General features: G+C 73.5%; 15 protein-coding genes. 4 read left to right on the forward strand and 11 right to left on the reverse strand.

Annotated elements, in window-relative coordinates; translation table 11 throughout:
• Positions 1 to 50 precede the first annotated feature (50 nt).
• Entirely contained in the window at positions 51 to 692 is a 642-nt protein-coding gene (locus ODJ79_RS07150; RefSeq protein ID WP_317620642.1) for a GNAT family N-acetyltransferase, read from the forward strand.
• Positions 693 to 707: 15 nt separating this feature from the next.
• Here the strand turns inward: ODJ79_RS07150 and ODJ79_RS07155 are convergent, their stop codons facing one another.
• The 7 genes from ODJ79_RS07155 to trpC form a co-directional block, all read right to left on the reverse strand.
• The gene (locus tag ODJ79_RS07155) at positions 708 to 2534 is read right to left on the reverse strand and encodes a glycoside hydrolase family 15 protein (RefSeq protein WP_263022509.1); all 1827 of its coding nucleotides are present in this window, start codon (positions 2532 to 2534) and stop codon (positions 708 to 710) included.
• Between the two features lie 36 nt (positions 2535 to 2570).
• Positions 2571 to 3518, reverse strand: coding sequence for a YihY/virulence factor BrkB family protein (locus ODJ79_RS07160; RefSeq protein ID WP_263022510.1), 948 nt, complete (start codon positions 3516 to 3518; stop codon positions 2571 to 2573).
• 130 nt (positions 3519 to 3648) lie between these two features.
• Complete coding sequence (locus ODJ79_RS07165) at positions 3649 to 4899, reverse strand: FAD-dependent oxidoreductase (protein ID WP_263022511.1); 1251 nt, start codon at positions 4897 to 4899, stop codon at positions 3649 to 3651.
• A gap of 12 nt (positions 4900 to 4911) precedes the next feature.
• Positions 4912 to 6210 carry a prolipoprotein diacylglyceryl transferase gene (lgt, locus tag ODJ79_RS07170; protein ID WP_263022512.1) on the reverse strand — a complete coding sequence of 433 codons (1299 nt, stop codon included), beginning with the start codon at positions 6208 to 6210 and terminating at the stop codon, positions 4912 to 4914.
• A gap of 108 nt (positions 6211 to 6318) precedes the next feature.
• Positions 6319 to 7116: a tryptophan synthase subunit alpha gene (gene trpA, locus ODJ79_RS07175; RefSeq protein ID WP_263022513.1), complete on the reverse strand. Its 798-nt coding sequence runs from the start codon at positions 7114 to 7116 to the stop codon at positions 6319 to 6321.
• The gene (gene trpB, locus ODJ79_RS07180; protein WP_263022514.1) at positions 7113 to 8354 is read right to left on the reverse strand and encodes a tryptophan synthase subunit beta; all 1242 of its coding nucleotides are present in this window, start codon (positions 8352 to 8354) and stop codon (positions 7113 to 7115) included. Before trpB ends, trpA begins: the two co-directional genes overlap by 4 nt.
• A complete protein-coding gene (gene trpC, locus ODJ79_RS07185) occupies positions 8351 to 9154 on the reverse strand; it encodes an indole-3-glycerol phosphate synthase TrpC (protein ID WP_263022612.1) in 804 nt (267 codons plus the stop codon). The genes trpB and trpC overlap by 4 nt, the downstream gene beginning before the upstream one ends.
• A gap of 373 nt (positions 9155 to 9527) precedes the next feature.
• Between trpC and ODJ79_RS07190 the strand changes: the two genes are divergently transcribed.
• A complete protein-coding gene (locus tag ODJ79_RS07190; RefSeq protein WP_263022515.1) occupies positions 9528 to 9809 on the forward strand; it encodes a hypothetical protein in 282 nt (93 codons plus the stop codon).
• A 10-nt stretch (positions 9810 to 9819) separates the two neighbouring features.
• Here ODJ79_RS07190 and ODJ79_RS07195 read toward each other — a convergent pair whose 3' ends face one another.
• The gene (locus ODJ79_RS07195; protein WP_263022516.1) at positions 9820 to 10434 is read right to left on the reverse strand and encodes a TetR/AcrR family transcriptional regulator; all 615 of its coding nucleotides are present in this window, start codon (positions 10432 to 10434) and stop codon (positions 9820 to 9822) included.
• Between the two features lie 65 nt (positions 10435 to 10499).
• On the opposite strand from ODJ79_RS07195, the gene ODJ79_RS07200 reads away from it, so the two are divergent.
• Complete coding sequence (locus ODJ79_RS07200) at positions 10500 to 11687, forward strand: FAD-dependent oxidoreductase (protein WP_263022517.1); 1188 nt, start codon at positions 10500 to 10502, stop codon at positions 11685 to 11687.
• Positions 11688 to 11724: 37 nt separating this feature from the next.
• Here ODJ79_RS07200 and ODJ79_RS07205 read toward each other — a convergent pair whose 3' ends face one another.
• From ODJ79_RS07205 to hisI, 3 genes are read right to left on the reverse strand one after another with little or no spacing between them, the layout of a single operon-like run.
• Positions 11725 to 12288: a Trp biosynthesis-associated membrane protein gene (locus ODJ79_RS07205; protein WP_263022518.1), complete on the reverse strand. Its 564-nt coding sequence runs from the start codon at positions 12286 to 12288 to the stop codon at positions 11725 to 11727.
• Positions 12285 to 13817, reverse strand: a complete 1533-nt coding sequence (locus ODJ79_RS07210) for an anthranilate synthase component I (protein ID WP_263022519.1) — start codon at positions 13815 to 13817, stop codon at positions 12285 to 12287. The genes ODJ79_RS07205 and ODJ79_RS07210 overlap by 4 nt, the downstream gene beginning before the upstream one ends.
• Entirely contained in the window at positions 13814 to 14197 is a 384-nt protein-coding gene (gene hisI, locus ODJ79_RS07215) for a phosphoribosyl-AMP cyclohydrolase (RefSeq protein WP_411267272.1), read from the reverse strand. Before hisI ends, ODJ79_RS07210 begins: the two co-directional genes overlap by 4 nt.
• Positions 14198 to 15180: 983 nt before the next feature.
• Between hisI and ODJ79_RS07220 the strand changes: the two genes are divergently transcribed.
• Entirely contained in the window at positions 15181 to 16848 is a 1668-nt protein-coding gene (locus tag ODJ79_RS07220; protein WP_263022521.1) for a hypothetical protein, read from the forward strand.
• Positions 16849 to 16956 lie beyond the last annotated feature (108 nt).

The raw sequence follows: 16956 nt of genomic DNA on the forward strand, positions 1-16956 counted from the left end.
TTCCCGAGGCTTTCGAGTGGGTTCACGAGACCAGCCCCAACCTGCTGGCCGTGGCCCGCTCGGCCGGGCTCGAGGTGCTGCTCGCCCCGCTGCTGGTGCTCGACCCGGCCGCGCTCGTGCCCGACCTGCCGGTCCCCGGCGCCACGGTCAGCCTGCTCGACCCGTCCTCCCCGGCGTACGCGAGCGACCTGGCGGCCTCGCGCGCGGTGGCCCAGCTGGGGTTCGCCTACCCGCCGGCCGCGACCCCGCTCGAGGAGGTCGCCATCGCCTCCGAGTCCGCCCAGCCGTTCGAGCCGGCCCTGCTGGTCGAGCCGGCCGGCCCCGCCGAACGCGACGCCGCGACCGAGGTGCTGAGCGGCGCCCTGGTCGAGGGCTTCCGTACCCGGGCGGAGGCCGGCTCCTATCTCACCGCCGTGGTGACCTCGCCGGGCGAGGGCGTCCTCGCCAGCGGCGTCCTGATGCGGGTGGACGACGTCGCCGAGATAGCCGGCGTGGCCACCCTGCCGTCGGCGCGCGGCCGGGGTTACGCCTCCCAGCTCACCGCCACCCTGGCCCGCCGGGCGCTGACCGACCGGGTCTCCCTGATCTTCTTGTCGGCCGGCGACGACGACGTGGCCCGCCTCTACACGCGGGTCGGCTTCCGCCGCATCGGCACCGCCTGCATCGCCGAGCCCGCCGCCGCCTCGCTCTGAGGCCCGGCGGCGGGACTACAGCTGGGCGTCCAGCACCAGGGCCGCGTTGATCAGCGCCAGATGCGTGAAGGCCTGCGGGAAGTTGCCGATCTGCTCGCCGGTCAGGGCTATCTCCTCGGAGTAGAGGCCCAGGTGGTTGGCGTAGGTGAGCATCTTGGCGAAGGTCATCCGGGCCTGGTCGACCCGGCCGGAGCGGGCCAGGGCCTCGGCGTAGTTGAAGGTGCACAGGGAGAAGGTGCCCTCGGAGCCGCGCAGGCCGTCCGGCGAGGCCGCCGGGTCGTAGCGGTAGACGAGGCTGTCGGTCACCAGTTCGGCGGACATGGCGTCCAGGGTGGAGAGCCACATCGGGTCGGTGGGCACGATGAACCCGCTGCTGGACATGCGCAGCAGGGACGAGTCCAGGACGTCGGACGCGTAGTGCTGGCGGAAGGCCTGGCGGGACGGGCTCCAGCCGAGCTGCATGATCTGGTCGTAGAGGGCGTCCCGTTCGCGGATCCAGCGGGACAGCGGCGCCGGGCGGCCGCGCTCGGTGGCCAGGCGGATGCCGCGGTCGAGGGCCACCCAGCTCATCAGGCGGCCGTAGGTGAAGTCCTGACGGCCGCCGCGGGTCTCCCAGATGCCCTCCTCGGGCTGGTCCCAGTTGTCGCAGAGCCAGGAGAGCAGGTCGCAGATCTTGCGCCAGCCCAGGTGGCCGGCCGAGATGCCGTGGCGGTCGGCGAAGTAGAGGCTGTCCATCGCCTCGCCGTAGATGTCGAGCTGCAGCTGGCCGGCGGCGCCGTTGCCGATCCGGACCGGCGCGGAGTCGCGGTAGCCGCGCCAGTGGTCGAGGGTCTCCTCGGAGAGGTCGCTGGAGCCGTCGACCCGGTACATGATCTGGAGTGGGCCGCCGGCCGTGGCGCCGTCCTGCTCGTCCACCCGGTCGGCCAGCCAGCGGCCCAGGTCCAGCGCCTCCTCGGTGAAGCCCAGGCCGAGCAGCGCGTAGACGGAGAAGGACGCGTCCCGCACCCAGGTGTAGCGGTAGTCCCAGTTGCGTTCGCCGCCGATCTGCTCGGGCAGCGCCGCGGTGGGCGCCGCCACCAGGCCGCCGGAGGGTGCGTAGGTCATCAGTTTGAGGGTGATCGCGGACCGCTCGACCGCCTCCCGCCATCGGCCCCGATAGGTGGATCTGTCGAGCCAGTTCGTCCAGTACGCGACGGTGTCGTCGAGCAGGCGGCGCGCCTCGGCCACCCGGACCGGGCGGACCGGACCGGCCGTGCCCGTCGCCAGCACCAGGCCGCGCAGTTCCCCGTGCCGCAGGGTGACCTCACCGTGGACATCGCCGCCGTCGTCGACCCAGGTGCGGGCCAGCCGAGGGTCGTCGGGTTCGCGAACCAGGTGGACGGTGATCGCGTCGCCGCCGGCCTCGAAGACCGCGCCGTCGTCGGTGGTGTGGGTCTCGTGCTGCCGGCGGCCGTAGTCGAAGCGGGGGGCGATGTCGATCGCGAAGGTCATCGCGCCGCGGACGCAGCGGACCAGGCGGACCAGGCGGTGGACGTCCGTCCGGGTCTTCCCGGCGACGGGCATGAAGTCGATGACTTCGCCGACGCCGGCCTCGGTCAGGAACCGGGTGACCAGGATGGCCGTGTCGGGGACGTAGAGCTGCCGGACCGTCACCTGCCCGGCTTGCGCCGGTCGAATCCGGAAGTAGCCGCCGGAGTCGGCGTCGAGCAGCGCGCCGAAGATGCTGGGTGAGTCGAAACGGGGGGCGCAGAACCAGTCGACCGAGCCGTCGGTGGCGACCAGTGCGGCCGTTTGCAGGTCGCCGATCAAGCCGTGCTCGGCGATGGGCGGAAAATCAGCCATGGTGCCGAGCGTTCGGGGTGGCCGGGCGATCGCGCATCATGCGTCGCGGATGATGCGCGACTCGATCACCTGCCCGGGGATCCGCTCCTGCTCCCGGGCGAGCAACGCGAGCGCCCGCTCGTCCGCCTCGGTCGGGTTCGCGTTGTCGAGGGTGCGCGGCCACAGCCGGCCGTGCCGGACGGCGGCGACCTCGGCCACCGCGACCAGCGCCTGGCTGACCAGATAGAGCAGGGTGAACAGGCCGGCCACAGTGGCGAACGCGCCGTACACCGGGCCGGCCTTGCGGACCAGGAGGCTGAGCACGGGGGCGCCCACGTGCAGGACCACGGCCAGCAGCAGCGCGCCGGAGGCGGCCGGGCGCCACAGCGCGGACAGCGGCGCCGGGCGCAACAGAAGGATCTTGACGCCGAGGAGCAGGACGCCGAACGCGGCGATGCCGGTGCCGAGCGCGGCGAACAGCCGGTCGGGCAGGCCGAAGTCCGGCAGCGCGGCCGCCGCCACGGTGAGGCCACCGCCGGCGATCACGCCGGCCAGGGTGAGCAGGGCGACGCCGATGACCCGGGTGTAGGCGCCGATCGGGTACGGCAGGTCGCGCATCCGCACCCCGGCCACGTGGTTGACCGTGCGGTACGACGCGTACACCACGCCGGTCGCCGACCAGATCAGGCCGATCGCACCGATCACGAACGCCACCGGCGAGGTGGGCAGGGCCGCCGCGGCCGCGTCCACCGTCGGCTGCAGCGCGGGCGGGACGATCGCGGTGATCACGTCGTGCCGCAGCTCGGGGTCGGTGGCCAGCAGGCGGGAGACGACCGCGACACCCAGCAGCAGCAGCGGGAAGATGCTGAGGAATCCGTAGTAGGTGATCAGCGCGGCGTGGCGGAAGCCGTCATCGTCGAGGTACTTGATGATCACCGCGTACGGGAAACCGATCGCGCCGTGCTCCCGCTGGAACCGGTCTAGGCGGGCCAGCACACCAGTCATGGTCCGGTCGCCGAGGCCCTGCCGGTGTCATCCGGGCGGGATGAACCTGTCCCTCCGGTGGCATCCCGTCGGCCGATCACTCCGGTGGCATCCCGTCGACCGAGCCCTCCGGTGGCATCCCGTCGGCCGATCACTCCGGTGGCATCCAGTCGGCCGAGCCCAGCACGTTGCCGCCGAGGATGCGCGGGCGCATGTGGTTGAGCGCGGCGTCCCGGGCGCGCAGCGCGAGCCGGCCGCGAGCCTGCACGACCGCGGACATCCGCCGGGTCTGCCGGACCACGCTGGTGGTCCGCGGACGGCGCAGCCGGCTGTACTCGTCGATCGCCGCGACCAGGGCCTCGCCGGGCGCCGCGTCGGCGGCCAGCGAGCGCAGCGTGGCCGCGTCCTCGAAGGCGAGGCAGGCACCCTGGCCCAGGTGGTGCGGCATGGCGTGGGCCGCGTCGCCGAGCAGCACCACGCCGCCCGGGCCGGAGCGGAACCCGTACGCCCGGGGCAGCGGCCGCAGCTCGCGCACCTCCTGCGGCACCAGGTCGTCGGCGTGCGTCGCCTCGATCAGCGCGGCCACCGGCGAGTGCCAGTCGGCGAACCAGCGGCGCAGCAGCGCGAGCTGGGTCGCGGGCGGCTCGGGCCGGGGCGCGCCGGCCGCGGTCGCCACCCAGTAGACACCGCCCCGGCCGGCGGCGCGCTCGCCGAGCGGGATGGAGACGAACCGGTAGCCGGCGCCGAGCGTCTCGCCGCCGGCCGCCTCCTCCGCGGACAGGTGCGGCACCCGGTACGCCGGGATCACCGCCTGCCAGGCCGCGAAGCCGGAGCCGACCGCCACCGACTCGGGAGCGAGCGCGCGGCGCACCTGGCTGTCGATGCCGTCGGCGGCCACCACGAGGTCCGCCTCGATCGCGGTGCGGCCGACCGCGACCACCGGCCGCCGCCGGGTGCTGATGCGGACCGACGACACCGCGCAGCCGGTGCGGATCTCGACGCGGTCGCCGAGGCCGGCGACCAGCGCGTCGTACAGGTCCTGGAGGTGTACGACGGCGGGTGCCGGTCCGGACCCGGAGGGGTTTGGGTGCTCCGCGCCGTCGGTAGGACCAGGCGCCGGCTGCAGCACAGTGCCGTTGCGGGCGCGGGGAGCGACCAGCCACTGACCGTCCGGGCGGCGCACCCCGCCGTCGGGCAGCGGCGCGGCGATCGCCGACCAGCCGCCGTCCGGGTCGAGCGACTCCAGGGCGCGGCGGCCGTTGGACCAGAGCACCAGGGCGGTGGGCGAGGCGGCGATCCGCTCGCCCCGCTCCAGCAGGATCACCTGCCAGCCGGCGCGCGACAGGGCCCCGGCGGTGGCCAGCCCCGCCATCCCCGCGCCCACCACCACCGCCGTGCGCACGACGACCGCGCGTCAGTGCTCGTCGGAAGGACGCTTGTCCACCTCGGCGTCGCCGCCGGGGCCGGTGATCTCGGCCGTGCCGGTGGCGAAGACCGCCTCGGTGTCACCGTCCGGCTTCGTGTCGCCGTCCGGCTTCGTGTCGCCGTCCGGCTTCGTGTCGCCGTCCGCCTCCGTGTCGCCGGCCGGGCCGGCCTCTTCCGAAGCGGCATCGGCCGGGCTGGGATCGGCCAGTTTGGCGTCGACCACGGTGGCTTCGACCGCAGTGGCCTCGACCGGAGGGGCTTCGATCAGCTCGGGCTCGGCCGGGTGGCCGCCCGCGGCGATCTCCAGCGCCCGGTCCGCCGGCGTGTCGGGCGGGAGGACGCCGGTCTTCCGGTACGCCTCGAACCGCGCCTCGCTGACCACCTGGTAGCCCTTGGGCGCGCGCCGCGGAGCCTCCTCGCCCGGCTCGGGCGCGGTCGTCGGCGCGTCGTCGGGCACCACGTACGCCCGCGGGCCCCGCACGATCACGAAGTAGGCCAGCGCGCCGGCGAAGACGATCCCGGCGGTGAACACGTTGAGCCGGACGCCGAAGATGTGGTTGGCGTCGTCGATGCGCAGCATCTCGACCCAGAACCGGCCGACCGTGTACGCCATGACGTACAGCGCGAACGCCCGCCCCCGCCCGAACTTGTACTTGCGGTCGAGCGCCCAGACCAGCGCCGCCACACCCAGGTCCCAGACCAGCTCGTAGAGGAAGGTCGGCTGGTACAGCCCGGCCTTGGTGACCGGCTGGCCGTCGATGGTCAGCGCGTGCCCGGGGTTGTTCGAGTCCATGTCGTGCACGCGCAGGCCCCACGGCAGGGTGGTGGCCTTGCCGTACAGCTCGTTGTTGAACCAGTTGCCGAGCCGGCCGATCGCCTGCGCCACCGGCAGGCCGGGGGCGAGCGCGTCGGCGACCAGGCCGAACGGCAGCCGCAGCTGACGGGCGCCGATGTACGCACCGAGCGCACCGAACGCCACCGCGCCCCAGATGCCCAGGCCGCCCTTCCAGATGTACAGCGCGTCGATCGGGTGCCCGCCGGAGCCGAAGTAGTCCTGCGGCGAGGTGATCAGGTGATATATGCGGGCGCCGATGATGCCGAACGGCACCGCCCAGACCGCGATGTCGAGCGAGGCCCAGGGGGCCACGCCGCGGTTACGCATCCGCTGTTCCATGATCAGGACGGCGGCGACGATACCTACGACGATGCAGAGCGCGTACGCCCGGACGGGGAGGCCGAGCACGTGCCAGACGGACGTCGTCGGGCTGGGGATGGCGGCAACTATCACGGGTGCACACGCTACCGTCGCGTCGCTCGCGCGGAAGTACCAGGGCGCATTACTTTTCGTGCACACCCCCGGCCGAGTTCGGCCCTCCGGCGCAAGCACCACGGCGCGTTACTTCGCGCGCACACCCTCGGCGAGTTCGGCGCTCAGCGCGCGCAGCCGGCCCAGCCCGGAGGCCCGGTCCGGCGCCTCCAGCACACAGCGGATCAGCGCGCTGCCCACGATCACCCCGTCGGCGAACGCGGCCACCTCGGCGGCCTGCTTGCCGTTGCCGACGCCGAGGCCGACCCCGACCGGCATCTCCCGGTCGGCGTCCCGCACCCGGGCGACCAGCTCGGGCGCCTGCTGCGACACCGAGGTGCGGGCGCCGGTGACCCCCATCAGCGCGGTGGCATAGACGAAGCCCCGGCAGTTCGCCACGGTCATCGCGATCCGCTCGTCGGTCGAGGACGGCGAGACCAGGAACGTGCGATCAAGGCTTTGCTCGTCGGCGGCGGCGATCCACTCCTGCGCCTCGTCCGGGATCAGGTCGGGCGTGATCATCCCGGTGGCGCCGGCCGCGGCGAGGTCGCGGGCGAACGCGTTCACCCCGTACTTCTCGATCGGGTTCCAGTACGTCATCAGCACGACCGGGGCGCCGGCCTTCGCCACCGACTCGATGATGTGCAGCGTGTCCCGGGTACGCACGCCGGCGGCCAGGGCGATGTCGCTCGCCTTCTGGATCACCGGGCCGTCCATCACCGGATCGGAGTAGGGCAGCTCGACCTCGATGACGTCGCAGCCGGCCTCGTGCATGGCGATCATCGAGGCGATGCTGTCCTCGACGGTCGGGAACCCGGCCGGCATGCAGCCCACAAGGACGGCACGACTCTCCGCGCGCGCTTTGTGGAAGACGTCGGAAATGCTCACTCTTGCTCTCCCGGGACCAGCGTCTCGACCTGGTCGAGGATGCCGAAGTAGGCGCCCGCGGTGTGCACGTCTTTGTCCCCACGGCCGGACAGGTTGATGACGATCGTCGGTGGCCGGCCGATTTCGGCCGACAGCTCCGGAATGATCCGGATCGCGCCGGCGACCGCGTGCGCACTCTCGATCGCCGGAATGATCCCCTCGGTGCGGCACAGCAACTGGAACGCCGCCATCGCCTCGGCATCGGTCACCGGCTGGTACTCCGCCCGGCCGGTGTCGTGCAGCCAGGCGTGCTCGGGGCCGACACCCGGGTAGTCCAGGCCCGCCGAGATCGAGTGCGACTCGACGGTCTGGCCGTCCTCGTCCTGCAGCACGTAGGTGCGGGCGCCGTGCAGCACGCCGGACGAGCCACCGGTGATCGAGGCGGCGTGCCGGCCGGTCTCGACGCCCTCGCCGCCGGCCTCGAAGCCGTACAGCCGGACGTCCTCGTCGGGCACGAACGCGTGGAAGATGCCGATCGCGTTGGAGCCGCCGCCGACGCACGCCGCCACCGCATCGGGCAGCCGGCCGAGCTGGTCGAGGCACTGGGCCCGGGCCTCGGTCCCGATCCCGCCCACGAAGTCGCGGACGATCTCCGGGAACGGGTGCGGGCCGGCCGCCGTACCGAGCAGGTAGTGCGTGGTGTCGACGCTGGCCACCCAGTCGCGCAGGGCCTCGTTGAGTGCGTCCTTGAGGGTGCGGGAGCCGTTGGTCACCGGCACGACCGTGGCGCCGAGCATCCGCATCCGGGCGACGTTCAGCGCCTGCCGCTCGGTGTCCATCTCGCCCATGTAGACCACGCACTCGAGGTCGAGCAGGGCGGCCGCGGTCGCGCTGGCCACGCCGTGCTGCCCGGCGCCGGTCTCGGCGATCACCCGGGGCTTGCCCATCCGCTTGGCGAGCAGGGCCTGGCCCAGCACGTTGCGGACCTTGTGGGCGCCGGTGTGGTTCAGGTCCTCCCGCTTGAGCAGGATCTCGGCGCCGACCGCCCGGCTCAGCCGCTCGGCGCGGTAGAGCAGCGACGGCACGCCGGCGTAGTTCGTGAGGAGATTTCCGAACTCCGCCTGGAAGGCCGGATCGGTCTTGGCGCTCCGGTAGGCGGCATCCAGCTCGTCGAGCGCCCGGACCAGGGCCTCCGGAACGAACCGGCCGCCGTATCGACCGAAATGCCCGGAGAGGTCGGGAAGAACCGGCGCGCTCACCGCACCGGCCTCGGGGTAGCCGGGTGGTTGCCCGCGTTCACCAGTTCGGCGACCGCGTCGCGCGGCGACTTCTGGGTCACCAGGCCCTCACCCACCAGGACGGCGTCGGCGCCGGCCGACGCGTACCGAATGAGGTCGTGCGGCCCGCGCACCCCCGACTCGGCGATCTTCACGACGTTGTTCGGCAGGCCCGGGGCGATCCGCTCGAACACCGACCGGTCCACCTCCAGCGTCCGCAGGTCCCGGGCGTTCACCCCGATCACCTTCGCGTTCGCCTCCAGCGCCCGATCGGCCTCTTCCTCGTTGTGCACCTCGACCAGCGCGGTCATGCCCAGCGACTCGATCCGCTCCAGGAGGCCCACCAGAACGTTCTGCTCCAGCGCCGCCACGATCAGCAGGACCAGGTCGGCGCCGTGCGCGCGGGCCTCGTGCACCTGGTACGCGGAGACCACGAAGTCTTTCCGCAGCACCGGGATGCGCACCGAGGCACGCACCGCGGCCAGGTCGGCCAGCGAGCCGCCGAACCAGCGGCCCTCGGTGAGCACGCTGATGCAGCGGGCGCCACCCGCCGCGTACTCGCCGGCCAGCTCGGCCGGGTCGGGGATGTCGGCGAGCGCGCCCTTCGACGGCGACGACCGCTTCACCTCGGCGATCACCGCCACGCCGGGCTTGCGCAGCGCCGCGTAGGCGTCGATGGCCGCCGGGGCCGCCGCCGCCGCCTTGCGAACCTGCTCCAGCGGCACCCGCTCCTGCCGGGCCGCCACGTCCTCGCGCACTCCGGCGAGAATCTCCTCCAGCACGTTCTGCGGCCCGCCAGTGCCCGCTTCCGCCTGCTGATCGGATGTCACGAAATGACTCCCCTCTCCGGGTGTCCTCCGCCCGATGCTAGGAGGTCGCGGTACCCGGCAAGCCCCCGGGGTATGGCGCGCCTCACGAGGTGGGCTGCGGCATAATGCCGCCTGCTCGCGCATCTTGTCAGCTCAGTCACAGGGCTCCCACCGGCCTGCGCAGGCATACCTCATCTGTTCGGTGGATGCCGAAACCCGTTGACGCGGCCGTCATGATGCGGAAACAGGGCTCCGCCATGCTTGCTGCAGGGCACACTTGTTCGCGGCGTACCCGACCGGTGTCCCGAAGGTGACCAGGCAAACAGTGATCGACGTGGAGTAGACCGTGGCCTCTGTGCAATCCAGTCCGGCCCAGCCGGCCGGCCTCGCAGCCGTCTCCCGAGTCGTCGTCTCCACCGCCGCCGATCTGATCAGCACCGTGCAGCGCGCGGTGGTCGGCGACGAGAACGTCCGCACCGCCCGGGACAACGCATGGGACGCGATGCTCGCCGACCGCGCCCGCAACCAGGCCCGCGCCGATCTCACCCGCGAGGTCGCCGCCATGGTCGCCCGCCGCGCCCCCCGCGCCCGCAAAAGGACCAAAACCCCGCATATCGTACGCGGCTGAAGCTCGCCCGTCAGGAGCACTCTTGCAGGTGGGCGATCAAGCGGCCCAACTGCTCCCGGTAGTTCTCGCGGAACTCGGGTGACTCCGGGGACAGCCCGGTGAAGTCCTCGGCGAACTGGGCCAGCACCATCGGCGCCAGCGCCGCCCCGAACAGCGCCAGCTGCAGGTACGCCGGGTCGAGATCGGCCGCGATCTCCCCCGCGTTCCGTCGGCGCCGCAGATCGTCGACCATCGCGCGCCGATACTCCGCGTCCCCCTCGTCGCGGTGGCCGGCCAGCGCCTGCCAGATCAGCAGCCGCACCCAGTGCCGCTGCTCGGCGCTCACTCGCACGAAACCGGCGACGACCTCGGCCAGCGGCGCGTCCGGCGGGTTCAACGCGGCGCTCAACCGCCGCCACCGCTCGATCAACGCGGCGTGCAGGCCCGCCTTGCCGTCGAAATAGTACGAGATCAGCTGCTGGTTGACCCCGGCCCGGCGGGCGATCGCCCCGATCCGCGCCCCGGCGAACCCGTGCTCGCCGAACTCGACCAGCGCCGCGTCCAGGATCCGCTCCCGGGTCCGTTCGGCGTCGCGCACCCGCTCGCCCGCGGACGGCGAACGCCGCGGTCTCCGCTCCTCAGTCACGTGCCTGATCTTATCAATCAAACGTTTGGTTGACAGAGTCACTGATTCGTATGACAGTGGGAGGCATGACGAACCTGAGCGTGACGATCATTGGTGGCGGCATCGGCGGTCTGGCCCTCGCGCACGGCTTGCGGCGGGCCGGCGTCCGGGTCGGTGTCTACGAACGCACCCACGAGCGCACCGACTGGCTGCAGGGCTACCGCATCCACATCAGCCCGGCCGGCGCGCACGCCCTGCACGACTGCCTGCCCCCACCCAACTGGCAGGAGTTCCTCGCGGCGGCGACCTCCGGCGGCGGCTTCGGTTTCCTCACCGACCGGGCGACGGCCCTGCTGGCCTTCGACGAATCCGAGATCAACCGGCCCGGCGCGCCGGAGACCGACCGGCACTACGGCATCGGCCGCATCCCGCTGCGCGCCGCCCTGCTGTCCGGGCTGGACGACTCGCTGCGCCTCGGCAAGACCTTCATCCGGTACGAATCGGCCGACGACCGGGTGACCGCCCACTTCGCCGACGGCACGACCGCGACCGCCGACGTCCTGATCGGAGCGGACGGCGCCAACTCCGCCGTTCGCGCCCAACTGCTTCCGCACGCCCACCGCGTCGACACCGGCGTCCTCACCATCGCCGGCCGCAACCCACACGCCGCGGCCCTGGCGCCCGTCCTCTCCGCCCGCGCCAACATCGTGATCCCGCGTTCCCGGGGTTCCCTGTTCACCGCGGTCGAGTCCGGCCAGGCCATCTGGGGCTACTCGGACGCGGCGACCCGTTTCCCCATCGACGTGACCGGCTACGACGGCCCGGCGCTACGCACCCTGGTCCGCTCCCGCATCGGGTCGTGGTCGCCGGCCTTCCACGCCCTGATCCAGGAGAGCGACCCGGCAACCATCAATGCCTTCAACGTGAAGAGCGCGAGCCCGGTCACCCCGTGGCCGACCACCCGGGTGACCCTGCTGGGCGACGCCATCCACAACATGACCCCGATGGCCGGCATCGGCGCCAACACCGCCCTGCGCGACGCCGCCCTGCTGACCCGCGAACTGACCGCGGCCGCCACGCCGATCGCCGCACTGCACCGGTACGAGGCGGCGATGCTCGACTACGGCTTCCAGGCCGTCCGCCGGTCGCTGCGCAACGCCCGCCAATCGGCGACCTCGTCCTACCTCGGCCGCGCCGCCTTCCGCAGCACCCTGCGCGCGACCGCCGCGATCCCGCCGATCCGGCACGCGATGGCCCGCGCGCTCGGCCGGTAGCCCTCGGGCCCACGCCCCGGGACCGCGCGGCGACCGGTCAGCCGGCTGTCGGGTCGTCGCCTCGGTCGAGGGCATCCCAGGCGGCTCGATGGTCGGCGACCGCAGCCGATTTGTCGCGCTCCTCGCCGGTCGGCGGCTCGGAGCGGGGCGGTGGAACCGGTTTGCGGTCGTACCGGGCCGACATGCGCGGCCAGCGATGGCCCTGGCGCACCGCGGTCACCCCGCCCGCCAGGATGATGACGCCGCCGGCGACGCAGAGGATCGGCCACGTCGTGCCGCCCCGAGCCGAGCCGGGGTCGAGACCGACTCGGCCGGCGATCGCGCCGACGATGACGCCGAGACCGGCCAGGGAAAGCAGCACGCCGACCGCCTGGCGGAGCCGGCCGGACGTGGCCAGCAGGGCGCCGGTGCCGGCCAGGGCGACCACGGCCAGGCCGGTGACCCACGGCTGAAGGTCCGTGCCGGTCTGCACGTCGCGCAGGTCGGACATGCCGGTACGCGGGGTGAGGTGGACCGACCAGGTGCGGGTGATCGCGTACAGGGCGACGGCCGCGCCGGCCAGGCAGGCAGCCAGCGACAGCAGGTAGGAACGGCGGCTCATCGGGCGGCGCGCAAGGTTTCCGCGGAGGCTATCGCGGCCAGCACGGCGGCCGCCTTGTTGCGGGACTCGGTCTCCTCGGCGGCCGGGTCGGAGTCGGCGACGATGCCGGCGCCGGCGCCCACGTAGGCCGTGCCGTCCTTGAGCAGGGCGGTGCGGATCGCGATCGCCATGTCCATGTCGCCGGCGAAGCCGAAGTAGCCGACCGTGCCGCCGTACAGGCCGCGGCGGGTGGGCTCGAGCGACTCGATGATCTCCATGGCGCGGACCTTCGGAGCGCCGGAGAGCGTGCCGGCCGGGAAGGTGGCGGCGAGCGCGTCGAACGCCGAGCGGTCGTCGCGCAGCTCGCCGGTCACCGTCGAGACGATGTGCATGACGTGGCTGTAGCGCTCGATCCGGGCGAACTCCGGCACCTCGACCGTGCCCGGCTTGCACACCCGGCCCAGGTCGTTGCGGCCCAGGTCGACCAGCATGACGTGCTCGGAGCGCTCCTTCGGGTCGGCCAGCAGCTCGGCGGCGAGCGCGGTGTCCTGCTCGGGCGTGGCGCCGCGCCAGCGGGTGCCGGCGATCGGGTGCAGCAGCGCCCGGCGTACCCCGGCCTCGTCGGCGTTGACCTTGAGGTGCGCCTCCGGGGACGAGCCGACGATGTCGAAGTCGTCGAAGCGCAACAGATACATGTACGGACTGGGATTGGTCGCCCGCAACACCCGGTAGACGTCCAGCGAGTTCGCGTCGGTCGGCCGCTCGAAGCGCTGAGCCACCACGATCTGGAAGCACTCGCCGGCCCGGATCGCCTCCTTGGCCTCCTCGACCGCCTTCTGGTACTCCCCCGGCGCGGTGCGGCTGACCGGCTCGCCGGCCGGTCGGCGCTCCACAGTGGAGATCATCGGCGGGGTGGGGCGGGACAGCGCGGTGGTCATCGCATCGAGCCGGCCGACCGCGTTGTGGTACGCCGCGAGCCGGGCCCTGTCGTCGGCGTCCTCGGCGAGCAACGCGTTCGCCACCAGGATCGCCGAGCCGTCGTAGTGGTCGAGCACGACCAGGTCGGTGGCGAGCATCATGCCCAGCTCGGGCAGCGACAGGTCGTCCTCGGCGGTCGCCGGCAGCCGCTCGAACCGGCGGACCAGGTCGTAGCTCAGATATCCGACCATGCCGCCGGTCAGCGGGGGCAGGCCCGGCTCGGCCGGGCCGTCGGCGAGCGCGGCCACCGTCTCGCGCAGGGCGGTCACCGGGTCGCCGTGCAGCGGCACGCCGGCCGGGGGCGCACCCAGCCAGGCCGCCTCGCCGCCCCGCTCGACCAGGGTGGCGGCGCTGCGCACGCCGATGAACGAGTACCGCGACCAGGCCGCACCGGACGGGCCGGCACCCTGCTCGGCGGACTCCAGCAGGAAGGTGCCGGGGCCGCCGGCCAGCTTGGTGTAGACGCCGACCGGGGTCTCGCCGTCGGCCAGCAGCCGCCGGGTCACCGGCACGACCCGCCGGCGCTGCCGCAGGAAGGTCGCCTCGTCGGGACTCACCGCACCGCTGGTCACTGATCCTCCCTCGGGGCCGAGACCGGAAGCTGTGTAAAGAAGCAGTCGTGCGCGCCGGTGTGGCAGGCCGCGCCGACCTGCTCGACGGTGACCAGCAGGGCGTCGCCGTCGCAGTCGAGCGCCACCCCGCGCACATATTGATAGTGGCCTGAGGTGGCGCCCTTCACCCAATACTCCTGGCGGCTGCGCGACCAGTAGGTGGCCCGGCCGGTGGTGAGGGTGCGATGCAGCGCCTCGTCGTCCATCCAGGCGAGCATCAGCACGTCGCCGGTGCCGTGCTCGCGCACGATCGCCGCGACGAGCCCGTCGGGGGTGCGCTTGAGCCGGGCCGCGATCGCCGGATCCAGGTCGGTCTTGACTGCCACGCTCCGATTCTCCACCCCGCCGGAACCGGGGTCGGCACGGCCCGCGGCGCGGCCCACGATCCGGGCACGGGGGATGACCCCGGACGTCCAGGACGGTACCGTCGTCGTGCGCCGCGCCCGGCCCAGGACGCGGCCGCCCGCCCGCCGGATGGGGTCTGCGCAGCTCACGGGCGCGGGTGGGGCAGCCTCGCGACGGGAGTCTTAAGCCCATGGAGCCCACGTCCAACCCCGACAACACCCGGTCGTCGCGCGGTCTCTCGCGCTTCTGGCCGGTTCATCGGGAGGGCGAAGACCCGTCCAGCGACGCCGAGCATCCCGAGATAACCATCGCTCATCCGGGTGAAACTCAGATGGTTGCGCTCGGTTCGAGACGTCTGCCCGATCCCGCGACGGCCGCCGAGGGCGGCCCGATCCCGGTCGCGGCGGTGCACGGCACGCCGGTGCCGACCACATCGCCCTTTTCCGGTACGCCCTTTTCCGGTACGCCCGTCGCGTCGGCGACTCGCGGACCGGTCGGCGGTCCGGACGGTCCCCCGCCGAACGGCCCGGGCTCCTCACCGGCGTCCAGCGGAGCCAGCGGCGGCCTCGGCCCGGTGGGGGCGTCAGGCGGGCCGGGATCGCGGGGCGGCCCGGAAGGGTCCGGCGGCCCAGGAGCATCCGGCGGATCGGGAGGGCCGGGCGGATCGGGAACGGCGGGGCTCGGCGGGGACGAGACAGGCCCCGGAGGCGGTGGGCAGCACCAGGTACGGGATGGCGATCCAGATCACTCCGGCGCGTCGGAGCCCGGCGAAGGCGCAGCTCAGGCCGTAGAGTCCTCGCGACCTAATCCGTGGGACCGGGACACCGGCACGTTCGGCGGCTTCGGGCTCGGCGGGCGCAACGGGCGCTTCCTGTTCGGCGGGCGGACCATCGCCGGCGAGCATCAGCCCGGTCTGAACGGGCACCGCGGTCCCGAGGCGAACGGACGGCCGACCAAGCCGAAGGCCGATCCGTCTACTGTGGATAACCCGGCCGCGAAGACCACCGAGCCGGCGACGACGGCAAGCGACGAGAACGGGCGTGACGACATGAACGGACGGGCCGGCGTTTCCGGTTTCCCCGCACCCGGCTTCGCGGCACCCGGCTTCGCCGCGCCCGGCGACACCCACGTCGACGGCGACGCCGACGCGCCGCCGCCCGGTCGGCCGGGCGCGTCCGACCAGCCCGGCGCCGACCCCGGCCGGCAGACGGCCGGCTGGGCGTCCATGCCGACCTCCACCAACCCGATCGTCACGCCGACCTCGGGCGCCCCAGCCTCGGGCACGCCCTCCCCCGGCTCTCCGGCCTTCGGCACGACCAACCCCGGCTCTCCGGCCTTCGGCACGACCAACCCCGGCTCACCGGCCTTCGGCACGACCAACCCCGGCTCATCGGCCTTCGGCAGCCCGGCGCCGGGCGCCCCGGCCTTGGGCGGGCCCGTCTCGGGTGCCCCCGGTTCGGGCGGCCCGGCCTACGGCTCGCCCGCCTCGGCGGCCCCGATCTCGGGCGGGCCGACCCTTGGCGGGTCCACCTCCGGCGCCCCGGCCCTGGGCACACCCACTTCTGGCGCGCCGACCTTCGGCACACCCACCTCGGGGTCTCCGGCCTCGGGCGGACCTGCCACGGGCGGGTCGGCCATCGGCGCATCCACCTCCGGGGCTCCGACCCCCGGCCTGCCCGCCTCCGGAGCTTCGGCCCTCGGCACGTCCACTTCGGGCGTGCCCACCCAAGACGCTCCGGCCGAAGGGACGCCCGCCTCAGGCACGCCGGCCCAGGGCACGCCCACCCTCGGCACGCCGGCCCAGGGCACGCCCACCCTCGGCGCGGCGGGCTCGGTGCAGCCGCTCTCCCCCGGTTTCACTCCCGCCTACGGCCAGCCTCCGTCCTATGTGCCCGCGCTGCCCGACCCGGCGGCCGGCCCGGTCTCCGGCGTCCCGGCCCCGCGTGCGGCCGCCGCCCTGCCGCCGGCGCCGTCCGTGCCGCCGCAGCAGTCCCTGCCACCGCAGCAGTCCCTGCCACCGCAGCAGTCCCTGCCACCGCAGCAGTCCGTGCTGCCGGCGCAGCCCGTGCTGCCCGTGCCGTCCGGGCCGTCCGGGCCGTCCGGGCCGGCGTCGGCCAAGGCGTCGGTGAGGGCCGCCGAGCAGCCCTCGCCGCTGGTCACGCCGCCGGGCGAGCCGCGGATCGCGTCCCTATCGGCCGGCCTGCGGATCAGCGACGACGATCTGCGGCCCTGGGACGACCAGAACGCCCTGCGGCCGCCGTCACCGCGCCGGTCGGCCAGCCTCGAGGACGCCGAGCCGATCCGGCGTGGCCGCCGCGCTGCGCCCGACGACGGGCCGGGCGGCGCCGAGGCGCTGCGCCCGGGTGACGTCGCGGCGGGGCACATCGCGTTCTGGGACGACGACGCGACCCGGCACTTCCGGGCGGCCTGGCACGAGGTGAAGGCCGAGTTCGTGGACGACCCGGTGCAGGCGCTGACCCGGGCGCACGACCTGCTCACGGACGCGGTGAACGAGTTGACCGAGGCGCTGCTGGCCGAGCGGGACGAGCTCGACCCGCTGCGCGGCACCGCCACCCCGGACACCGAGAGCATGCGGATGGCGATGCGCGGCTACCGGGAGTTCCTGGACCGCATCCTTTCCCTGTAACCCCGCTCTCCGGAGCCCCTGTCACCTCGTTCTCCGAAGCGCCCGCCGTCGATCGACGGCGGGCGCTTCGTTTTGGGCCATGCAGGACAACCCGGCGGCCGGGGTCGG

It is taken from the genome of Actinoplanes sp. KI2 (assembly GCF_025630775.1).
Lineage (GTDB): Bacteria > Actinomycetota > Actinomycetes > Mycobacteriales > Micromonosporaceae > Actinoplanes.

Bases quoted from the DNA above. Each gene is read 5' to 3' on its own strand.
- ODJ79_RS07155 (WP_263022509.1), bottom strand. From the start codon at position 2,534: ATGGCTGATTTTCCGCCCATCGCCGAGCACGGCTTGATCGGCGACCTG.
- ODJ79_RS07160 (WP_263022510.1), bottom strand. From the start codon at position 3,518: ATGACTGGTGTGCTGGCCCGCCTAGACCGGTTCCAGCGGGAGCACGGC.
- ODJ79_RS07205 (WP_263022518.1), bottom strand. From the start codon at position 12,288: ATGAGCCGCCGTTCCTACCTGCTGTCGCTGGCTGCCTGCCTGGCCGGC.
- ODJ79_RS07200 (WP_263022517.1), top strand. From the start codon at position 10,500: ATGACGAACCTGAGCGTGACGATCATTGGTGGCGGCATCGGCGGTCTG.